13 protein-coding genes are annotated in these 17,495 nt (G+C 63.0%); 8 read left to right on the top strand and 5 right to left on the bottom strand.

From position 1 onward, the window contains the following. Nucleotides 1–620: 620 nt before the first annotated feature. From HZI36_RS16560 to HZI36_RS16575, 4 genes are all read right to left on the bottom strand, one after another. Nucleotides 621–1,364 carry an SDR family NAD(P)-dependent oxidoreductase gene (locus HZI36_RS16560; RefSeq protein WP_179403727.1) on the bottom strand — a complete coding sequence of 248 codons (744 nt, stop codon included), beginning with the start codon at nucleotides 1,362–1,364 and terminating at the stop codon, nucleotides 621–623. 123 nt (nucleotides 1,365–1,487) lie between these two features. Then, a complete protein-coding gene (locus HZI36_RS16565) occupies nucleotides 1,488–3,158 on the bottom strand; it encodes a class I adenylate-forming enzyme family protein (protein WP_179403728.1) in 1,671 nt (556 codons plus the stop codon). A 27-nt stretch (nucleotides 3,159–3,185) separates the two neighbouring features. Continuing rightward, nucleotides 3,186–3,965, bottom strand: coding sequence for an enoyl-CoA hydratase-related protein (locus tag HZI36_RS16570; RefSeq protein WP_179403729.1), 780 nt, complete (start codon nucleotides 3,963–3,965; stop codon nucleotides 3,186–3,188). A gap of 501 nt (nucleotides 3,966–4,466) precedes the next feature. Beyond that, a complete protein-coding gene (locus HZI36_RS16575; protein ID WP_179403730.1) occupies nucleotides 4,467–5,261 on the bottom strand; it encodes an enoyl-CoA hydratase/isomerase family protein in 795 nt (264 codons plus the stop codon). Between the two features lie 273 nt (nucleotides 5,262–5,534). On the opposite strand from HZI36_RS16575, the gene HZI36_RS16580 reads away from it, so the two are divergent. Next, nucleotides 5,535–6,314, top strand: coding sequence for an SDR family oxidoreductase (locus HZI36_RS16580; RefSeq protein ID WP_179403731.1), 780 nt, complete (start codon nucleotides 5,535–5,537; stop codon nucleotides 6,312–6,314). A gap of 55 nt (nucleotides 6,315–6,369) precedes the next feature. Here HZI36_RS16580 and HZI36_RS16585 read toward each other — a convergent pair whose 3' ends face one another. Next, nucleotides 6,370–7,356: an NADPH:quinone oxidoreductase family protein gene (locus HZI36_RS16585; RefSeq protein ID WP_179403732.1), complete on the bottom strand. Its 987-nt coding sequence runs from the start codon at nucleotides 7,354–7,356 to the stop codon at nucleotides 6,370–6,372. A 409-nt stretch (nucleotides 7,357–7,765) separates the two neighbouring features. Between HZI36_RS16585 and HZI36_RS27360 the strand changes: the two genes are divergently transcribed. From HZI36_RS27360 to pcaF, 7 genes are all read left to right on the top strand, one after another. Beyond that, nucleotides 7,766–9,001, top strand: a complete 1,236-nt coding sequence (locus HZI36_RS27360) for an acyl-CoA dehydrogenase family protein (protein WP_179403733.1) — start codon at nucleotides 7,766–7,768, stop codon at nucleotides 8,999–9,001. A gap of 10 nt (nucleotides 9,002–9,011) precedes the next feature. Beyond that, entirely contained in the window at nucleotides 9,012–9,800 is a 789-nt protein-coding gene (locus tag HZI36_RS16595) for an enoyl-CoA hydratase/isomerase family protein (protein WP_179403734.1), read from the top strand. Between the two features lie 30 nt (nucleotides 9,801–9,830). After that, nucleotides 9,831–11,906: an acetate--CoA ligase family protein gene (locus HZI36_RS16600; protein WP_179403735.1), complete on the top strand. Its 2,076-nt coding sequence runs from the start codon at nucleotides 9,831–9,833 to the stop codon at nucleotides 11,904–11,906. A gap of 66 nt (nucleotides 11,907–11,972) precedes the next feature. Then, nucleotides 11,973–12,722 carry an electron transfer flavoprotein subunit beta/FixA family protein gene (locus tag HZI36_RS16605; protein WP_179403736.1) on the top strand — a complete coding sequence of 250 codons (750 nt, stop codon included), beginning with the start codon at nucleotides 11,973–11,975 and terminating at the stop codon, nucleotides 12,720–12,722. Nucleotides 12,723–12,737: 15 nt separating this feature from the next. Beyond that, nucleotides 12,738–13,685 carry an electron transfer flavoprotein subunit alpha/FixB family protein gene (locus HZI36_RS16610; protein ID WP_179403737.1) on the top strand — a complete coding sequence of 316 codons (948 nt, stop codon included), beginning with the start codon at nucleotides 12,738–12,740 and terminating at the stop codon, nucleotides 13,683–13,685. A gap of 507 nt (nucleotides 13,686–14,192) precedes the next feature. After that, a complete protein-coding gene (locus HZI36_RS16615) occupies nucleotides 14,193–15,809 on the top strand; it encodes a 3-hydroxyacyl-CoA dehydrogenase (RefSeq protein ID WP_343050228.1) in 1,617 nt (538 codons plus the stop codon). Nucleotides 15,810–16,127: 318 nt separating this feature from the next. Beyond that, entirely contained in the window at nucleotides 16,128–17,333 is a 1,206-nt protein-coding gene (gene pcaF, locus HZI36_RS16620; protein ID WP_179403738.1) for a 3-oxoadipyl-CoA thiolase, read from the top strand. The last annotated feature ends 162 nt before the right edge of the window (nucleotides 17,334–17,495 follow it).

The following is a 17,495-nucleotide window of genomic DNA, read 5'->3' on the forward strand; positions in this document are numbered from 1 at the left end:
CGTGTGCGCGTCGCGACGTCTGAATGGCGCGAAATTGAATTGAAATGCTCCGGCGAACTTCTCCTTCTGGTTGCGGACAACGCGCAGCAAACGCGCACGTCGTATCAGTTGCGGTACGTTCGGATGGGAATGATCGGGTTCGAGCGGTGAGGGCTCGCAATGTGTCGATACGGATCGACGTACGATTTACGCGGGAGGGCTGATCGTCACGGTTGTCTCCAATGGATGAGTTCTTGTATTTGCTGATGTCGCCGAACGCTTCGGTCAAGCGTGTCGGCTGTTATGGATAACGCAACGTCCGTGCCAGCGAGACAGCAGCGTGTCAGGGTGGTGCCAGGATCTCGAGTGCCCGTCGCAACGAAGAACAGTGCGCTGTTCCGTTGTTCGCCCGTGTCATCGTGTCTGCGCGTGTTTTTGATTCCGACAACGGTGTACTCGAAGAAAACAGGTAGACGATCTCGTGTGCGTGACGCGGGGGCGTCGGTAGAGATGCATCATCTGATGCACGATGCTCTGCGGAAATGAGGGCGTTGCCAGGAAGAGCGGCGCATGGATGGGATTCTTGTATCTCTCGGCAAGGCCGCGCGCTTACCGCGCGACCTTACGCGGCTGCCCAGCCGTTAGTGCGCGATTCCTTGGCCGCCGTCGACGTAGATCGTTTCTCCGGTCAAGAACGCTGCGCCCTGCGTAAAGAGCGTCGCGACAAGTGCACCGACTTCTTCAGCGCTTCCTGGACGGCCACGCGGAATCCGTTTTTCGAGATACGCGGCCAGCGGACCTTCAGTGATCATGTCTGCGTTCAGATCCGTCTGGATGTAGCCGGGGGCAACGTTGATGACACGGATTCCTTTGCCAGCCCACTCGACGGCCAGACAGCGCGTGATGGCGCCGACGGCTGCCTTGCTCGCGCAGTACGCCAGGTTGCGTTTGACGCCGAGCTTGTCGAAGAAGGAGCCGATATTGACGATCAGTGTGTTACCCGCCGATACGAGGTGGGGGTAGGCGGCCTGACACGCAGAGACGACGGACGTCGCGTTCATGTCCATCACCTGATGCCACTGATCGAGGGGAAGCTCTGCCGACAGTGCGTCGATGTGGAATCCCGCGTTGTTGACCAGGCCAACGATTCGCCATCCTTCTTTGACGAGGTCGCTCAGTACTGCCTTGAGATCGTCCGGACGCGTGACGTCCGCGGTGCGCGGCAGCCAACGCGCGGACACGTCCGGATGGGCGTCGGGAAAAGACGGCAGGGCGCCCGAGCGCGACAGACACGCCACATGGTGGCCTTGCTCGGCGAGGGCGAGCGAGATTGCGGCGCCAATCCCGCGGCTCGCGCCTGTTACGACTATGCAATCACGGGTCATTGAGATTACTCCAGGGAAACGGTTGCGGTGCTCGAGGGCGCGCCGACAGTCGCGCGGGACCATAGGCGAGCTGGTCGACTTTCTGCCCTCGGAACATCTGCAGAATTGCGGATTGGAAATATGTCAGGCGGCGCGAAACCGTACAGGAGCCGGCTCGATGCGGCCATCCCGTACCCACTGGACCAACTCGCGTTTCAGGATCTTGCCGCTGGGTGTCAGTGGAAACTCCAGTAGCACGATGAAATACTCGGGCATGTCGAACTTCGACAAACCTTCCCGAGCCAGATGCGCAAGCAATTCTTCGGCGGCGGGCGGAGCACCGTCTCCGATAATCGCGAGGCAGACCTTTTCCCCGAGGCGCTCATCCGGCACGCCGAATGCTGCTGCCTTTTTAACGCCCGGGTGACGATGAGCAAACTCTTCTATATGCGATGGATGAATGTTGTGCCCGCCGCGGATGATGAGATCCTTTTTGCGCCCGACGATCTCGAGATTGCCGGCACTGTCGAATCGGCCCAGGTCACCGCTCATGAACCAACCGCTGCTGTTGAACGACGATTCGGTTGCCGACTGATTATTGAAGTAGCCGAGCATCAGCACGCCGCCGCGGCCACCGATTTCGCCGACTTCGCCGGGAGCCGCTTCTAGGTCGGGATGATCGGGTTGCCAGAGGCGTACTTCGTATCCGTCGCATGCCTTCCCGCATGTCGCGGTAATGACCTCCACCGAATCGGCAGGTTTGGTGTATTGATGCGAGCCGTTTTCGGTCATGCCGTAAACGTTCTGCGGCGTTGCGCCAAGAGAAAGCAGCTTGCGCGCGGTCTCGCTCGGAATCAGGCTGCCAGCCATATAGAAGACCTTGACGGAGCCGAGACGGGTGACGCCGCGTCGGTCGATTTCCTGCAGCAGGTCGATCGCGTGCGTGGGGACGCCCATCACGTAAGTGGCTTCGGTCGATACGATCCAGTCTAGTGGAGCAATCCCGGCAGTCGGATCGTAAATGACCAGTTCGCAGCCCGCTACGAGAGCCTGTTCGAACGCGACCGTGCCGACGTGATGACTCAGCGGACTCAGCGTGAGCAGCACGGTATCGCTGGTTTGCTTCCAGTCAGACACCAGTGCACGGCCATTCGCGAGCAGCGTATTGTCGCTGTGCATCACGCCTTTCGGGGTGCCGGTCGTACCGCTCGTGAATGCCAGATAGACGACCTGATCGGGATTCTGGCTGGGCGGCGGAAGCGGAATCTGCGGCACGCGTCCGGGAATCGGTAACGGGTGCGATCCGGGCGGCGTGCCCGGATCGGTCGCATTCAACGAAGGCAACGCATAGACCCGCTTCATGTGATTCAGTGCGCTGGCGCCCGAGAACACATCGGCCCGGTCGGCATCCGCGCCCCAGCCGGGCTGGGCAAACAACGCCCGGCATTCGATGCGACCGAGCATCGCCAGAATCTCGGCAACGGTGTAGTTCTGATGCAACGAAGGGTTGCAGACGTATCCGTTGCGCGAGCACGCGAGCAGAATGACCGCCATTTCGACGCGGTTCGGAAGCCACACGGACACCCGATCACCGCTGCGCAGCCCTCTGTCGTGGAGATCGGCGGCGACGGCGTCAGCCCATGCGACGAGCGCGCTCCAGGTCAGGCGTCTCGTGCTGTCGCGCACAGCGAAGGCGGCGCCCCGCTCGGTGGCGTGACGGCTCGCGAGCGAGTACAGCGTGTCGGTTTGCCAGATCCCGGTCAGATAGTGTTTCCGGGCCGTTGCCGGATCATGCAAGGTAAGGAGATGCGACATGGTCGGGAACTCCAGGAGTCGTGCGCTTTAGTGGCCGAATTGCGTTGCGTCCGGCGCCCGGCGATTGGCGAATGCGTCGGCCAGCTCCGCGTGTTCGTCGGAGTCGAGGTATCCGCGCAGCAGCAGGTCGTGCGCCATGCGCGACAGACCCGACACGCCACCGTGGCGCGCATTGAATGCGGCCTTGATTGACGCGAGCGCGAACGCGCCGCGGTCGGCAATTTCGAGTGCCAACTTGCGCGTCGCCTCCTGGAGTTCTGCGTCGGGAACCACGTGATTGATGAGCCCCCATTCGAGCGCTTCTCGTGCGGTCAACTTGGGATTGCGATACCACATTTCTTTTGCCCGCTTTTTCCCGACGAGATCCTCGAGATACCAGGTGCCGTAACCGCCATCGAAGCTGCCGACCATGGGGCCGACTTGCCGAAACACCGCGCTTTCCTTTGCGATGGTGATATCGCACACGACCTGCAGCACGTTGCCCCCGCCTACGGCGAAGCCGTTGACCGACGCGATTACCGGTTTCTGCAGTCGGTCGATGCTCTCGTACATTTCCAGCGTCGGCAGAACACCTGCATACAGCAGCGAGTCTTCCATGCCTTCCTTGCGGCCTCCGGTACAGAAGAATTTGTCGCCGGCACCGGTAATCACGATGACGCGAGTGCGCGTCTCCCGACGGATTTCGTTGATGCAATCGCGGATCTCGTGGCACATGCGCGGCGTGAACATGTTGCCGTCTTGCGGGCGATTGAGCGTGATGGTGCCGATCGGGCCGTCTTCCTGATAAATGATTTCTTCGAATTGCATGAACTGTCCTTTCAGATGGATGCGCTGTGCGCGAAGTTGAAGAATTCCGGACGATTGCGATCGACCGGAACAACACAACCGGAACCTGGTGGTCGGCCCGTCGGCAGCCGGCGCACCATTGCGAATGTCGTCACAGTGCTTGTTCTGCAAGCTTCGTGCCAAATTGAGGAGTGGCGGTCGATCATGCTGCAGCCGCAGGACGCGGCATCCGGACACGACGGGAACGCCGGCGTATGTGCGCGGCGACGACAGTGATTGACCGCACCCAGATGATTTCCGTGCAGACACCGCGTGCCACGATCTGTCGCAAAGTGCCGATTCCGGGTGTGCTGACGTACCGGGACGAGTTGGCGTCGTGGCGGTATCGAGCGGCGACCGCGGACAAAAAAAGAGCCCGCCTGGAGGGCGGGCGAAAATCGCGGCAACAGCGTCGGCGCGCAAGCGCCGACATCGGAGCCGCGCGTCGGCCGGATGGCCGCATCGGGAGCGACTTGCAGCGACTTATTGGTCCGATGCGGCCCGGCTGAAGTCGGCGCGCCGGCCGTCCAGGGCGGCGCCGAGTCCTTCGTGAAACTCAGGATTCGTCATGGCGAGGATCTGCCCGAATCCTTCGAACGCGAGCATGTCCTGAAGGTTTGTTTCGAAACTGCGCGCCATCAAAGTCTTGGCCAGCCCCATGACTTCGGCGGGACCGTCTGCGAGGCGCGTGGCTTCCGCCAGCCCGACTTCATCGACCTGCTCGTCGGGCACCACCTGGGCAACCAGTCCGAGTTCGAGCGCGTCTTGGGCCGACAGTGTGGCGCCGCTGTACAGCAGCCGCTTCGCAGCCGCCATGCCGACGAGCCGCGGCAGGTGGTACATCGTGGCAATGTCGGGCACCACGCCGATGCGGAAAAATCCGGGGATGAACTTCGCCCCCTGGCCGGCGATCAGCAGGTCGCCTGTCAGAGCCAGCCCGAATCCTCCTCCCACGGCCTGGCCTCGCACGCCGATGACGACCGGTTTGTCGAGTGTGATCAGCGGGGTAAGCCATGTGCTCAGGCCACGAAAGCGCCGATGGACGGTCCATGGGGCGGACGCGTTCTTCAGCATGTTCAGGTTCCCGCCGGAGCAGAACGTCGGACCTTCGCCGGTGAGATAGACCGTGCGCACTGCGCGACTGTTTTGTGCGAGTTCGATTGCGTCGCCGAGCTGTTCGCGCAGTTCGGTCGTCAGTGCATTGCGGTCGCCTGGGCTACTGAGTCTGATGACGAGTACCGAACCTTCGACTGAGGTGTTCACCAGCTGTTGGGTCATGCGATGTCTCCTGGGTGCGGCTTCAACGAGTGATTGCACATACATGCAATCACCATGCCAATCAACGTTATTCGACTTGGTCGGCGCGCGGTACCGAGCTCGTGCGTTTTTGCAGAACATGGATGTGCCCGTGCGGGAGACACGCGACGCACGCGCGAGCGTCGGCGTATCGAGCACAGAACGTCGGCATGGAGCTTGCGTTATCGAGCGGGTACGAGTTGAAGCGACTCAAACGCGCGAGAGAAAACGGCGCGATTCAATGGAGATACCTCGATGTTCACGAACGATACGCTGGAAGGCCGTGTGGCCCTGATCACCGGTGGAGGCACCGGTATCGGCCTCGAAATCGCCATGACGTATGCCCGTCTGGGCGCATCGGTGATGCTCGTAGGCCGCAACGAGGAGCGCGTTCAGGCGGCGGCCCAGGCGATCAACGAAAGCGGAGGCTGTGCTGCTGCACGGCGGGCCGACGTACGCGATTACGATGACGTGAAAACGGCGGTCGACGCCGCCGTCGAACGCTTCGGCAGCCTCGACGTACTCGTGAACAATGCTGCCGGAAACTTCATATGTCCGACAGCGGAACTCTCGCCTCGCGGTTGGCGGACGGTGATCGACATCGACCTGAACGGCACGTTTCATGGCTGCCATGCAGCATATCCATATTTGAAGAGGTCGGTGCACGGTGGCTCGATCATCAGCATCATCACGATGCTTGGTGTGACCGGGTGGCCGGGTGCCGCGCACGCGTCGGCGGCGAAGGGCGGTATCCTGTCCTTGTCGCGGACATTGGCCGTGGAGTGGGGCGGCGACAACATCCGGGTCAACACGATTTCCCCCGGACCGATCGGTGATACCGAAGGCGTGCGCCGCATGTACGAGGAGGCCGGACGTGGCGAACTGGAGGCGAAGAAGACCGCGCTCGGCCGATTCGGCAGGAAGGTGGATATCGCGAATGCGGCCGTCTTTCTGGCGTCCGATCTCGGATGCTACGTCACTGGCGAAAACCTGATCGTCGATGGCGGTCGATGGCTCAAGTACGTCGCAGCGTAATCGTGCAAGCCGGGCGGGCGTACCGCCCTCCCGATCCGTTCGCAGTATCCGCCATTCAACCCATTGTCAGTACAATGCGCCCCGTCGCGCGACGCGTTTCGATCAGCCGGAGGGCTTCGGAGAAGCCGCTCAATGGAATGGTCTGCATGATGTTGGCACGCAACGTCCGTTTGGCCCACATGGACGCCATGATCGTGTGCGCCTGCGCGACCTTCCACGGTTGGCGATCGCGGTAATCGGTCCATTGCAGCCCGCTTACCGTCGCGTTCTTCACCAGCAGGTAGCCGGCCTTGACATCGGGAATGCGTCCGGCGGCGAAGCCGACCGTGACAATGCGGCCATCCCAGGCGAGCGCGCGGAGCGACGCGTCGAAGATGTCGCCACCGAGCATGTCGATCACGATGTCCGCGCCGCAGCCTCGTGTCGCCGTATGAACCTGGTCGCGCAGGCTGTTGCGCAGATCAGGCGCACCCAGGTCGACGATACTGCATGACACGTCGTTCAGCATCGAGCTTGCACGCTCCGGCGAGTTCACGCCTGCGAGGACCGTCGCGCCCATCGCGCTCGCAATCTGCACGGCCGCATGGCCGACTGCGCCAGTGGCGCCGTTGACGAGTACCGTGTCGCCGGGCCAGCGGCCGCGTTCCATCAGCGCAAACCATGCCGTTTGCGCCGGAAGTCCGAGAACCGCTGCCTCGACGAATGTCATGTCGTCGGGGAGCGGCAGGCATCGATCTTCGTGCGCGAGCGCTTGCGTCGCGAAGGCGCCCCATTCCACATGGATCAGCACGCGATCTCCGGGTTTGACGCGCGTGACGCCCGGTCCGACGATGCGCACGATGCCCGCAGCTTCCTTCCCCGGGGTGAACGGCAATGGCGGGCGCGTTTGATATTGGCCGGAAACCACGAGCAGGTCCGGATAATTAACCGCAGCGCTTTTGACGTCGATAACGACCTCGTGATTTCCCGGTTCGAGGTCGGGAAGGTCCTCGACCGTGTGAGTTTCAGCCAGGCCGAGCGTCTTGATCTGAATCGCGCGCATTCCTTTTCCTCCGTCTGTTCGATGCGACCGCACACGACACCCGAAGTACCGGGTGAGTCCGTAGGGCGGCGCGTATTGCTCGCAATGCGCGTGCCATCTTGTTCGTAGGCCGAATCGACGCACCGGCTCCCGTGGCATGCCGTTGCATCGTGCTCGACATTCGACTCGTGTCCGTATCACGGACACTTTGCAGCGGGCCGTCCATCCGATGTACACCTCCGAGAATGAACGTGTGACCGATCGCGATCGACAGTGCGTGGTCCGGACGGGCTACAACGGGTGCGAGACGACTCAGGTTCCTCGATGGCACGCATGTTGCTGAGACGAGGTGCGGAAACGCACACGTGGTGGGCGGATGAGGATGCGAGTCGACGCGCACCGACGGAGAGACCCGTGAAGGAGAAGACGAGTGGATAAGGCGACGTCAGAGGAGATCGAGGCGGTACGCGACCTCGTGCAGCGGTTCATGCAGAACGAGGTCGTGCCGGTGATGGACGGGTTCGAGAAGCGCGCGGAGTTTCCGCGAGACCTCGTGCGGAAGGCCGGTGAGGCCGGGCTGTACGGGGCTGTGTTTCCCGAGTCGGTGGGCGGCAGCAACATGGGTTACCTCGCGGCGGCGGTGATCCAGGAGGAGATGTGCCGGATCGACGTGCGCTTCGCCTCGTGCAACAACCAGCAGGGATCGACTTGTCCGAGCTGCATCTACTTCGGCGGGACGCCGCAGCAGATCCGGAAGTACGTGCCGAACCTGCTCGCCGGAAAGACGATCGGGATGATGTCGTTGACGGAATCTGGCGGCGGGTCCGACGCGGCGGGGAACATGCGGACGTTCGCGCGGCGGGATGGGGACGTGTACCGGATTACTGGGCAGAAGATGTTCGCGTCGATCGCGAACGAGACGGATGTTGGGGTGTTGTTCGCGAAGACCGATCGCGAGGCGGGAACGAAGGGCGTGACGGCGTTCATCGTGCAGCCGAAGAAATATCCGGGATGGACGGCTCAACCGATCGACATGATGGGATTGTCGAGCGCGTTCCGGACGAACGTGGTGTATCTGGACGATTTCGTGGTGCCGGTCGAGGACCGTCTCGGCGACGAAGGCGACGGCTTCAAGATCATCATGCGCACGCTGCAGCCCGGGCGTGTCGGGGTGGCGGCAAAGGCGTTGGGTGTCGCCCGGGCATGCTACGAGGATGCGCTCCGCTACGCGAGCGAGCGGACCTTGCGTGGCCAGCCGATCGGTCGATTCCAGATGATCCAGTCGGATCTCGCCGAGATGGCGGTGGCGATCGAGGCGAGCCGGGCGCTGGTGTACAAGGCGGCGCAGATGATGGATGAGAGTCTGCCGTCGAACCGGATTGCAGCGATCGCGAAATACCACGCATCGCAGACGGCGAAGCTGTGTGCGGATAAGGCAGTTCAGATCTTTGGCGGGTATGGGCTGGCGAAGGAATACCGGGTGTCGTGGTACCGCGCCTACGCAGACATGTTCTTCACGGGGGAGGGATCGGCGAACGTGCAGAAGATCCTGATCGCCGAGGACGCGCTGGGATACAAGCTGGCGGATCGCCATCACGGAAAGACGGGACTGCGCGACATCCGCAAGGACGACGTGCTGAAGAATTCAGAGCAGGCGGATAAGTAAGGATGACGAGATGTCGGAAGAATTGAAATTCGAAGTCGACCATGGCATTGCGACGGTCACGCTCAATCGTCCGGACAAGCTGAACGCATTTACCGAGGTGATGCAGGAGACGTGGCTCGAGGCGCTCGAGGAATGCCGCGCGAATCCGGAGATTCGGGTCGTCGTGATGACTGGCACCGGCCGCGCATTCACGACGGGCGGTGACGTCGAGACATTTTCTGCGTCCGCGGCGCAGACACCGGCGAACATCAAGGCGCGAGTATCCGAGGGTGTGCAGCGTCTGCCACGCAAGATCACGGAGCTCGACAAGCCGGTGATCGCGGCGTTGAACGGGCTGGCGACGGGCGGCGGACTGGATATCGCTCTCGCATGCGACATCCGCTTCGCCGCGCAGAGCGCGCGCTTTGCCGAGACCTACGTGCGCATGGGACTGATTCCGGGGGTCGGCGGAGCGTATCTGCTGCCCCGCATCGTCGGGATGTCGAAGGCGTTGGAGATGTTCTGGACGGCGGATTGGGTGGATGCATGCGATGCCGAGCGTATCGGTCTGGTGAACAAGGTATTTCCCGATGCGGAATTGATGGACGGAACCTACGCGTTTGCGCGCCGCATTGCAGACGGCCCGCCGCTCGCCGTGCAGTTGATCAAGCGCGTGATGCGTTTCGGTCTGGACAAAGATCTTCAGACGGCCCACGAACTGGTGGCTGCAAATCTGCCGATCGTACGCGCCAGTGAGGATCATCAGGAAGCGGTGAGCGCGTTCAAGGAGAAGCGCACACCGAAATTCAACGGGCGTTGACAGCGCTGCCGACTCGAGAAGAAACGGATTATGGACAGACAGGCATTCGAAAAATTCATTGAACCGCGCAGCGTCGCGATTATCGGCGCATCGCCGCAACAAGGGAGTCCGCGCAATGCGCTGGTGCGTGTGCTGCTGAAGCACGGATTCGACGGCGCCGTATATCCGGTGAGCCAGAATCACGCGGAGGTGGAAGGGCTGAAGGCGTACCCGTCGGTGGCGGCGTTGCCTGAAGTGCCGGACGTCGCGCTGGTGATCACGCCGGCCCACACGGTGCCGGGCGTGATTGCGGAGTGCGGCGAGAAGGGTATACGCAGCGCGATCGTCTTCAGTTCCGGATTCGAAGAGACGGAAGCAGGGAAGGAGCATGCGCGGCGCTTGGCCGATGCGGCGCGAGCGCACCGGGTAGCGGTGATTGGCGCCAACTGTCAGGGCGTGTGGTCGGTCCGTCGACGCGTCATGATGACGTTCGGGTCAGCGGCAATGAGTCTTCAGACGCTCAAGCACGCGCCGATCGCGGTCGTCAGCCAGAGCGGTGCGCTCGCGGGGGCAATCGGCAATTTCCTGCAGAGCAACGGAATCGGGTGTTCGTATATCGTCAGCGTCGGCAATGAGACTTGCGCCGATGCGCTCGACGTGCTCGAACACATCGTCGAGCAGGACGACGTGCGCGTGGTGGCGCTCTACATCGAAGGACTGGACGAAGCCAGCCGGATCGTCAGGATCGCCGAGCGCGCGCGCGAACGCGGCGTGCAAATCGTCGCTTTGAAGGCTGGCCGGTCGGAGATCGGCCAGCAGGCGACGGCGTCACATACCGGGAAGATTGCTTCGGCGCACGCGGTATATGCGGACGTGCTGGAGCAGGCGGGGGTGATCACGGTCGACAGCTTGATCGATGCGATGTCGGCGGTGGAGGTGCTGGCGTACCTGCCGCAACCTCGCGTGAGTGGCGACCCGCGGGGCGGGCTGGCTGTGTTGAGTTCGTCGGGTGGGGCAGGCGCGCTGCTGGCGGATCACAGCAGCGAATATGCGATCCCGATGGCCGAATTCGGTCAGCGGACGGCGGAAGAGCTGGAGCGGGTTCTGCCGGCGTTTGCACGCACAGCCAATCCGGTGGATTTGACGGGGCAGATTCAGAGCGTGCCGACGCTGTTCCGCGACACGTGCTTCGCGATCGAGGCGGAGCCGAGGGCAGAGGCGCTGATTGTGCAGTTTGCCAGCAGCGGTCGCCGGTATCTCGAGCCGAACGCCGAGGTGTTCAAGAGAGTGGGGCAGTCCATGCCGGTGCTGGTGAGCTTTATCGGGGAGCTGCCGGATCACGAGACGCGCCGGTCGTTCCGGGAGGCTGGCGTGCTGCTGGTCGCTGATCCTTCGCATGCGATGAAAGCGCTGTCGCTGCTGTACAAGCGTCAGCGGATGTTGTCGTTGCCGAAATCCGAGGCTCGGGCGCCGTTGGCGAGCCGGGCAGCGCCGCAGGACTGGGCGGAGACGATGCGGTTCTGTGCGGAGAGCGGGATGACGCCGGCGAAGTGGGTGGTGCTCGGCCCGGAGGACCGCGCATCGGAAGCATGTGTCGGAATGGCGTACCCGCTGGTCGTGAAAGTGCTGCCGTCGGAGTGCGAGCACAAGACCGAACTTGGCCTGGTGAAGTTGCGCGTTCAGACGGCCGAGGATGTCGATGCCTGTGCACGCGAGTTTCGCGAGCGGGTGGGCAGACCGGATATGGGCGTGCTGGTGCAGGAAATGATCAGCGACGGCGTCGAGATTGTGGTGTCGTGCATGAGGCAGACGGACTTCGGGCCGATCATCTCGATCGGAACCGGGGGCGTCGCGGTGGAACTGTACCGTGACATGTCGCACCTTGCACTGCCGGTGACCGCGGATCAGGTACGTGGCGCGCTTCGGAAGCTGAAGCTGTGGACCCTTCTGGAGGGTTTCCGCGGAAAACCTGCGGCGGATGTGGACGCGCTGGTGGAGGCCGCGGTGCGGTTTGGGGATATGTTCCTCGCGAGCCCGGCGGTTCGGGAGTTCGAGATCAATCCGGTGATCGTGAAGTCTCGGGGGCGGGGGCTCGGTGCGGTCGATGCGCTGGTTACCGTGCAGTGAAAGAACGCCGGACGCGCTGCGGATTCCGCGTCCGGTTGTTTCGGTTCGTGACGTTTGGGTTAGAGAATGAAAATCCTGGTGCCAGTGAAAAGAGTGGTCGATTACAACGTGAAGGTCCGCGTGAAGTCGGACGGCACGGGCGTCGACATTGCGAACGTGAAGATGTCGATGAACCCGTTCGACGAGATTGCGGTGGAAGAGGCGGTGCGTCTGAAGGAAGCGGGCGTAGCGACGGAAGTGGTGGCGGTGTCGGTCGGCGTTGCGCAGGCGCAGGAAACGCTGCGCACGGCGCTTGCAATCGGCGCGGATCGCGCGATCCTGGTCGAGGCCGGCGACGGCGTCGAGCCGCTCGCGGTCGCGAAGATCCTGAAGGCGCTGGTCGACAAGGAGCAGCCGCAGTTGGTGATCCTCGGCAAGCAGGCGATCGACGACGATTCGAATCAGACCGGCCAGATGCTGGCTGCGCTCGCGGGTCTGCCGCAAGCGACGTTCGCGTCGAAGGTCACGGTGGCGGACGGCCGCGCGACGGTCGCGCGTGAAGTGGACGGCGGTGCGGAAGCGCTGTCGCTGACGCTGCCGGCGGTCGTGACGACCGACCTGCGTCTGAACGAGCCGCGCTACGTGACGCTGCCGAACATCATGAAGGCGAAGAAGAAGCCGTTCGAGACGGTGAAGCCGGAAGACCTGGGTGTCGACGTCGCGCCGCGGCTGAAGACGCTGAAGGCGGCGGAGCCGCCGAAGCGCGCGGCGGGCGTGAAGGTGCCGGACGTGAAGACGCTGGTCGAGAAGCTGAAGACCGAAGCCAAGGTGCTGTAAGGGGAGCGGAAAGACATGACGATTCTGGTAATTGCCGAACACGACAACGCGTCGATCAAGGCGGCGACGCTGAACACGGTGGCGGCGGCGGCATTGATCGCCACTTTCAGCAATGACGACATTCACGTGCTGGTTGCGGGCCACAACGCGCAGGGCGCGGCGGACGCGGCGGCGAAGATCGCCGGTGTGTCGAAGGTGCTGCTGGCCGACGCGCTGCAACTGGCGGACGGTCTCGCGGAAAACGTCGAGGCGACCGCGCTGAACATCGCGAAGGACTACTCTCACATCCTGGCGCCGGCGACCGCGTACGGCAAGAACATCGCGCCGCGCATCGCAGCGAAGCTGGACGTCGCGCAGATCAGCGACATCACGGCGGTCGATAGCGCGGACACGTTCGAGCGCCCGATCTACGCGGGCAACGCGATCGCGACGGTGCAATCGACGGATCCGATCAAGGTGATCACGGTGCGTTCGACGGGCTTCGATCCGGTGGCGGCGGCAGGCGGCAACGCGTCGATCGACAAGATCGAAGCGGCAGCGGACGCAGGCATCTCGCAATTCGTGAGCCGTGAAGTGACGAAGCTGGACCGTCCGGAACTGACGAGCGCGAAGATCATCGTATCGGGCGGCCGTGGCCTGGGCAACGGCGAGAACTACACGAAAGTGCTGGAGCCGCTGGCGGACAAGCTCGGCGCGGCGCTGGGCGCGTCGCGGGCGGCGGTCGACGCGGGCTTCGTGCCGAACGACTATCAGGTCGGCCAGACCGGCAAGATCGTCGCGCCGCAGCTGTACATCGCGGTCGGCATCTCGGGCGCGATCCAGCACCTGGCCGGCATGAAGGATTCGAAGGTGATCGTCGCGATCAACAAGGATCCCGAAGCGCCGATCTTCAGCGTGGCCGATTACGGCCTCGTCGGCGATCTGTTCACGGTCGTGCCGGAAATCGTCGGCGAGCTGGGCTAAAGCGCGCCATATCGTGGCAACGGTGGGGTGACGCAACGGGCGGGGGAGCTGCGATGACTTTACCGAAACGTTCTCTGCGGGCGGCAATCGGGAAATGGTTGGGTACCGACACTTCCGCGCATTTTCGTCTCGCCCGCGTCGGACGATCGGAGGAGGGCAGGTGGCGTTGCGTGCGCATCGATGTCGATTCCCCGTCTGGACTGCTGTCGATAATGTTCTTTCGCCACGACGATGGGTCGTGGCATGTTTTCCCTCCGAGCGGAAGACGGCCGGCGATCGGCGGATCGCGATACGTCGGTCAGTTTCCTTTTGACGGGCGTGAACAGATCAGGAATCTCGCGCGCCCATAGCGAACAGATTGCGCACGCAACTAAATTCCATCTGACTTGACGGCACGGAGCGCGCCCATAACGGTGTCCAACACGAAGACAGGCGCCGTCCGTCAGATTCGGGGTTGGCGTTCGTGGCGACACGGCCGGCGCCACCCGCGACGAACGCCCGGATCGATTGCTCACTCGCAGCATTGATCGCATTGGCACGGGCATTGCTGATAACGACGTAACGTTTCTCGACGAAGTGAAGCGCAAATTGAATGGGAGATCGAGATTGGGACAATCCTTGAAATGCGTCGGCGTGGTAGGTGCGGGCGCGATGGGGCGCGGTATCGCACAGGTTTGTGCAGTGGCCGGTTGCCACGTGAAATTGTTCGACGTGGTCGATGGCGCAGTGATGCGTGCCATTTCGGTCGTGCGTGATGATCTGATGCAGTCGGTGGCTAAAGGCCGGATCGAGCAGGGCGACGCCGACGCGGCGCTGCAGCGGATTGCCGCGGCCCACAGTTTGGCTCAAATGGACGAATGCGATCTGGTCGTGGAGGCGATCGTCGAGAATCTCGAGATCAAGCAGCGGCTGTTGCGAGATATCGAGTCGGTCGTGTCGCAGTCGTGCATTCTGGCCACCAATACGTCGTCGCTGAGCGTGACGTCGATCGCATCTGGTTGCGCACAGCCGTCCCGTGTGGCCGGATGGCATTTCTTCAATCCCGTCACCCGGATGCGACTGGTCGAGGTCGTGCAGGCGCCTCGAACGGCATCGGAAACGACCGACGCCCTGGTCGACCTGTCGCGGCGCATCGGACATCGTCCGATCGTCGTGCCGGATTCGCCGGGGTTCGTGGTCAACCATGCAGGCCGCGCGTTCGTCACGGAAGGGCTGAAACTGCTGGCGGAAAAAACCGCCGAGCACTCGGTGCTCGATGCGATCCTGCGCCAGTGCGCAGGCTTTCGCATGGGGCCGTTCGAACTGCTGGATCTGACCGGACTCGACGTGTCGGTTCCGGTGATGGAATCGATCCATGCGCAGTACTACGGCGACGATCGTTACCGGCCGGTGATGCTTGCACGCACGCGCCTGCATGCCGGCCTGCTGGGCCGCAAGACGGGGCAGGGTTTTTACAGCTACGACGGCAAGCAGAGCGCGGCGCAGTCACCGTCGGCGCAGGCCGCACCGGCGGCCGACGTTGCGGCGTGGTGGCCGACGGAAGGGGCGGCGGCGTTGCCGGAGCCCGTCGTGCGGCTGCTGTCGCAGGTCGTGCGTGTGACCGATATAGGCGACGCCGACGTGGTGTTCGTTGCACCGATCGACTCGGACCTGTCGAGCGCGGCTGCGAATCTGCAACTCGATCCGCGCAAGGTCGTCGGGATCGATCCCGTCTTTTGTGGGCTGTCGGGCGTCACGTTGATGACGTGCCCGGGCACGGCAAAGTCAACCGTTGACAGGGCACAGGCGATATTCGCCGCTCAGTCGATTCCCGCGTTCGTCATTTCGGACTCCCCCGGATTCGTCGCGCCACGTGTGGTCGCGTGCATCGTCAATCTCGCGTGTGAAATGGCCCAGCAGGGCATCGCGTCACCGGAGGACATCGACGTATCGGTGCGTCTCGGCCTCGGGTATCCGGTCGGTCCGTTCGAATGGGGCGATGCGCTCGGCGCGACACAGGTGCTCGACATCCTGCGAGGGCTTTACGAGACCTTCGGGGATCAGCGGTATCGACCGTCGCCGTGGCTCGTTCGACGTGCACGTCTTGGTTTGCCATTGACGTCGCCGGAGCGGGCCGCAGCCTGAGGAAGGTCGACCGACATAAAGCGGGGGCTGTTCCGCGAACGATGCGCCGGACAACCGGGAATACAACAAGAGGAGACGATATCGATTCGGCACATGTCCGTCGAAAAGACATCGCATGTAGAGACCGCAGACATCGATACATCGGTCGCGCGAACATGGCCATGTGGCACAGCGAGACGAACGGGTGTCGAGCGCGGTTAGAGGCCCGTCGCCGTGCCCCCAACGAACATGTCGGACCGCTAATGCCGAGTCCTTGCGTGATTGGCATGCTCATTGCAATAAGAGTGCGATTTCAACTTCTCGATACGACGTCACGTCATGAGTACACAAGCCTTTATCTGCGATGCAATCCGTACGCCGTTCGGCCGCTATGGCGGCGCGCTTTCTTCCGTGCGAGCCGATGATTTGGCCGCGATTCCGATCAAGGCGCTGATGGCGCGCAATCCGCACGTCGACTGGGAGGGGGTCAGCGACGTACTGTACGGCTGCGCGAATCAGGCCGGTGAGGACAACCGCAACGTCGCTCGAATGGCGAGCCTGCTCGCCGGACTGCCGCTCGGTGTGCCCGGTGCCACGATCAATCGCCTTTGCGGCTCCGGTCTGGATGCTGTGGGCAGTGCGGCCCGCGCGATCAAGTCGGGCGAAACCGGGCTGATGATCGCGGGTGGCGTGGAAAGCATGAGTCGCGCACCATTCGTCATGCCGAAGGCGGAGTCTGCCTTCGGCCGTGCGAACGCGGTTTACGACACGACGATCGGCTGGCGGTTCGTCAACAAGTTGATGAAGGAGCAGTACGGCGTCGACGCGATGCCCGAAACGGCGGAGAACGTCGCGGTCGACTACAGGATCGAGCGCGACGCGCAGGATCGGATGGCGCTGGCTTCACAGACGAAGGCGCTGGCCGCACAAAAGCGCGGATTCTTCGACAGCGAGATCACCCCCGTCCACATCCCGCAGAAAAAGGGCGATCCGCTGATCGTGAAGCAGGACGAGCATCCGCGCGAGACGTCGCTTGAAGCACTCGCCAGGCTGAAAGGCGTCGTACGGCCCGACGGCAGCGTGACGGCGGGCAATGCGAGCGGCGTCAACGACGGCGCATGTGCGCTGCTGCTGGCCGACGAGCAGGCAATTGTGCGCAACCACCTCACGCCGCGTGCGCGGGTGGTGGCGATGGCGACCGCGGGCGTGCCGCCGCGCGTGATGGGTATCGGTCCGGCACCGGCGACGGAGAAAGTGCTGGCGCTGGCCGGATTGCGGCTCGATCAAATCGACGTGATCGAACTCAACGAGGCGTTCGCCGCACAGGGGCTGGCAGTGTTGCGCCTGCTCGGCCTGAAGGACGCCGATCCCCGAGTCAATCCCAACGGCGGGGCAATTGCGCTCGGTCATCCGCTCGGTGCGTCGGGTGCGCGTCTCGTGACGACGGCAATCAATCAATTGCACGCCACGCATGGCCGCTACGCGCTGTGCACGATGTGTATCGGGGTCGGTCAAGGCATCGCCTTGATTCTGGAACGCATCTGAGCGCAATCGGACGTGCGCAACGGGCTCGCCGGAAACAGGCGAGGCGATAACGCGCGCACGACTGCGCGGAGCGCGAGCGGTATGTGTGCCGCCACGAACCGTGGCCTGATTGCCAGTGCGACATCGGGCGCCAGTCTGCGCATCTGCCGCGCGGCAATGGAC

The organism is Burkholderia guangdongensis (assembly GCF_013403875.1).
GTDB classification, from domain to species: Bacteria; Pseudomonadota; Gammaproteobacteria; order Burkholderiales; family Burkholderiaceae; genus Burkholderia; species Burkholderia guangdongensis.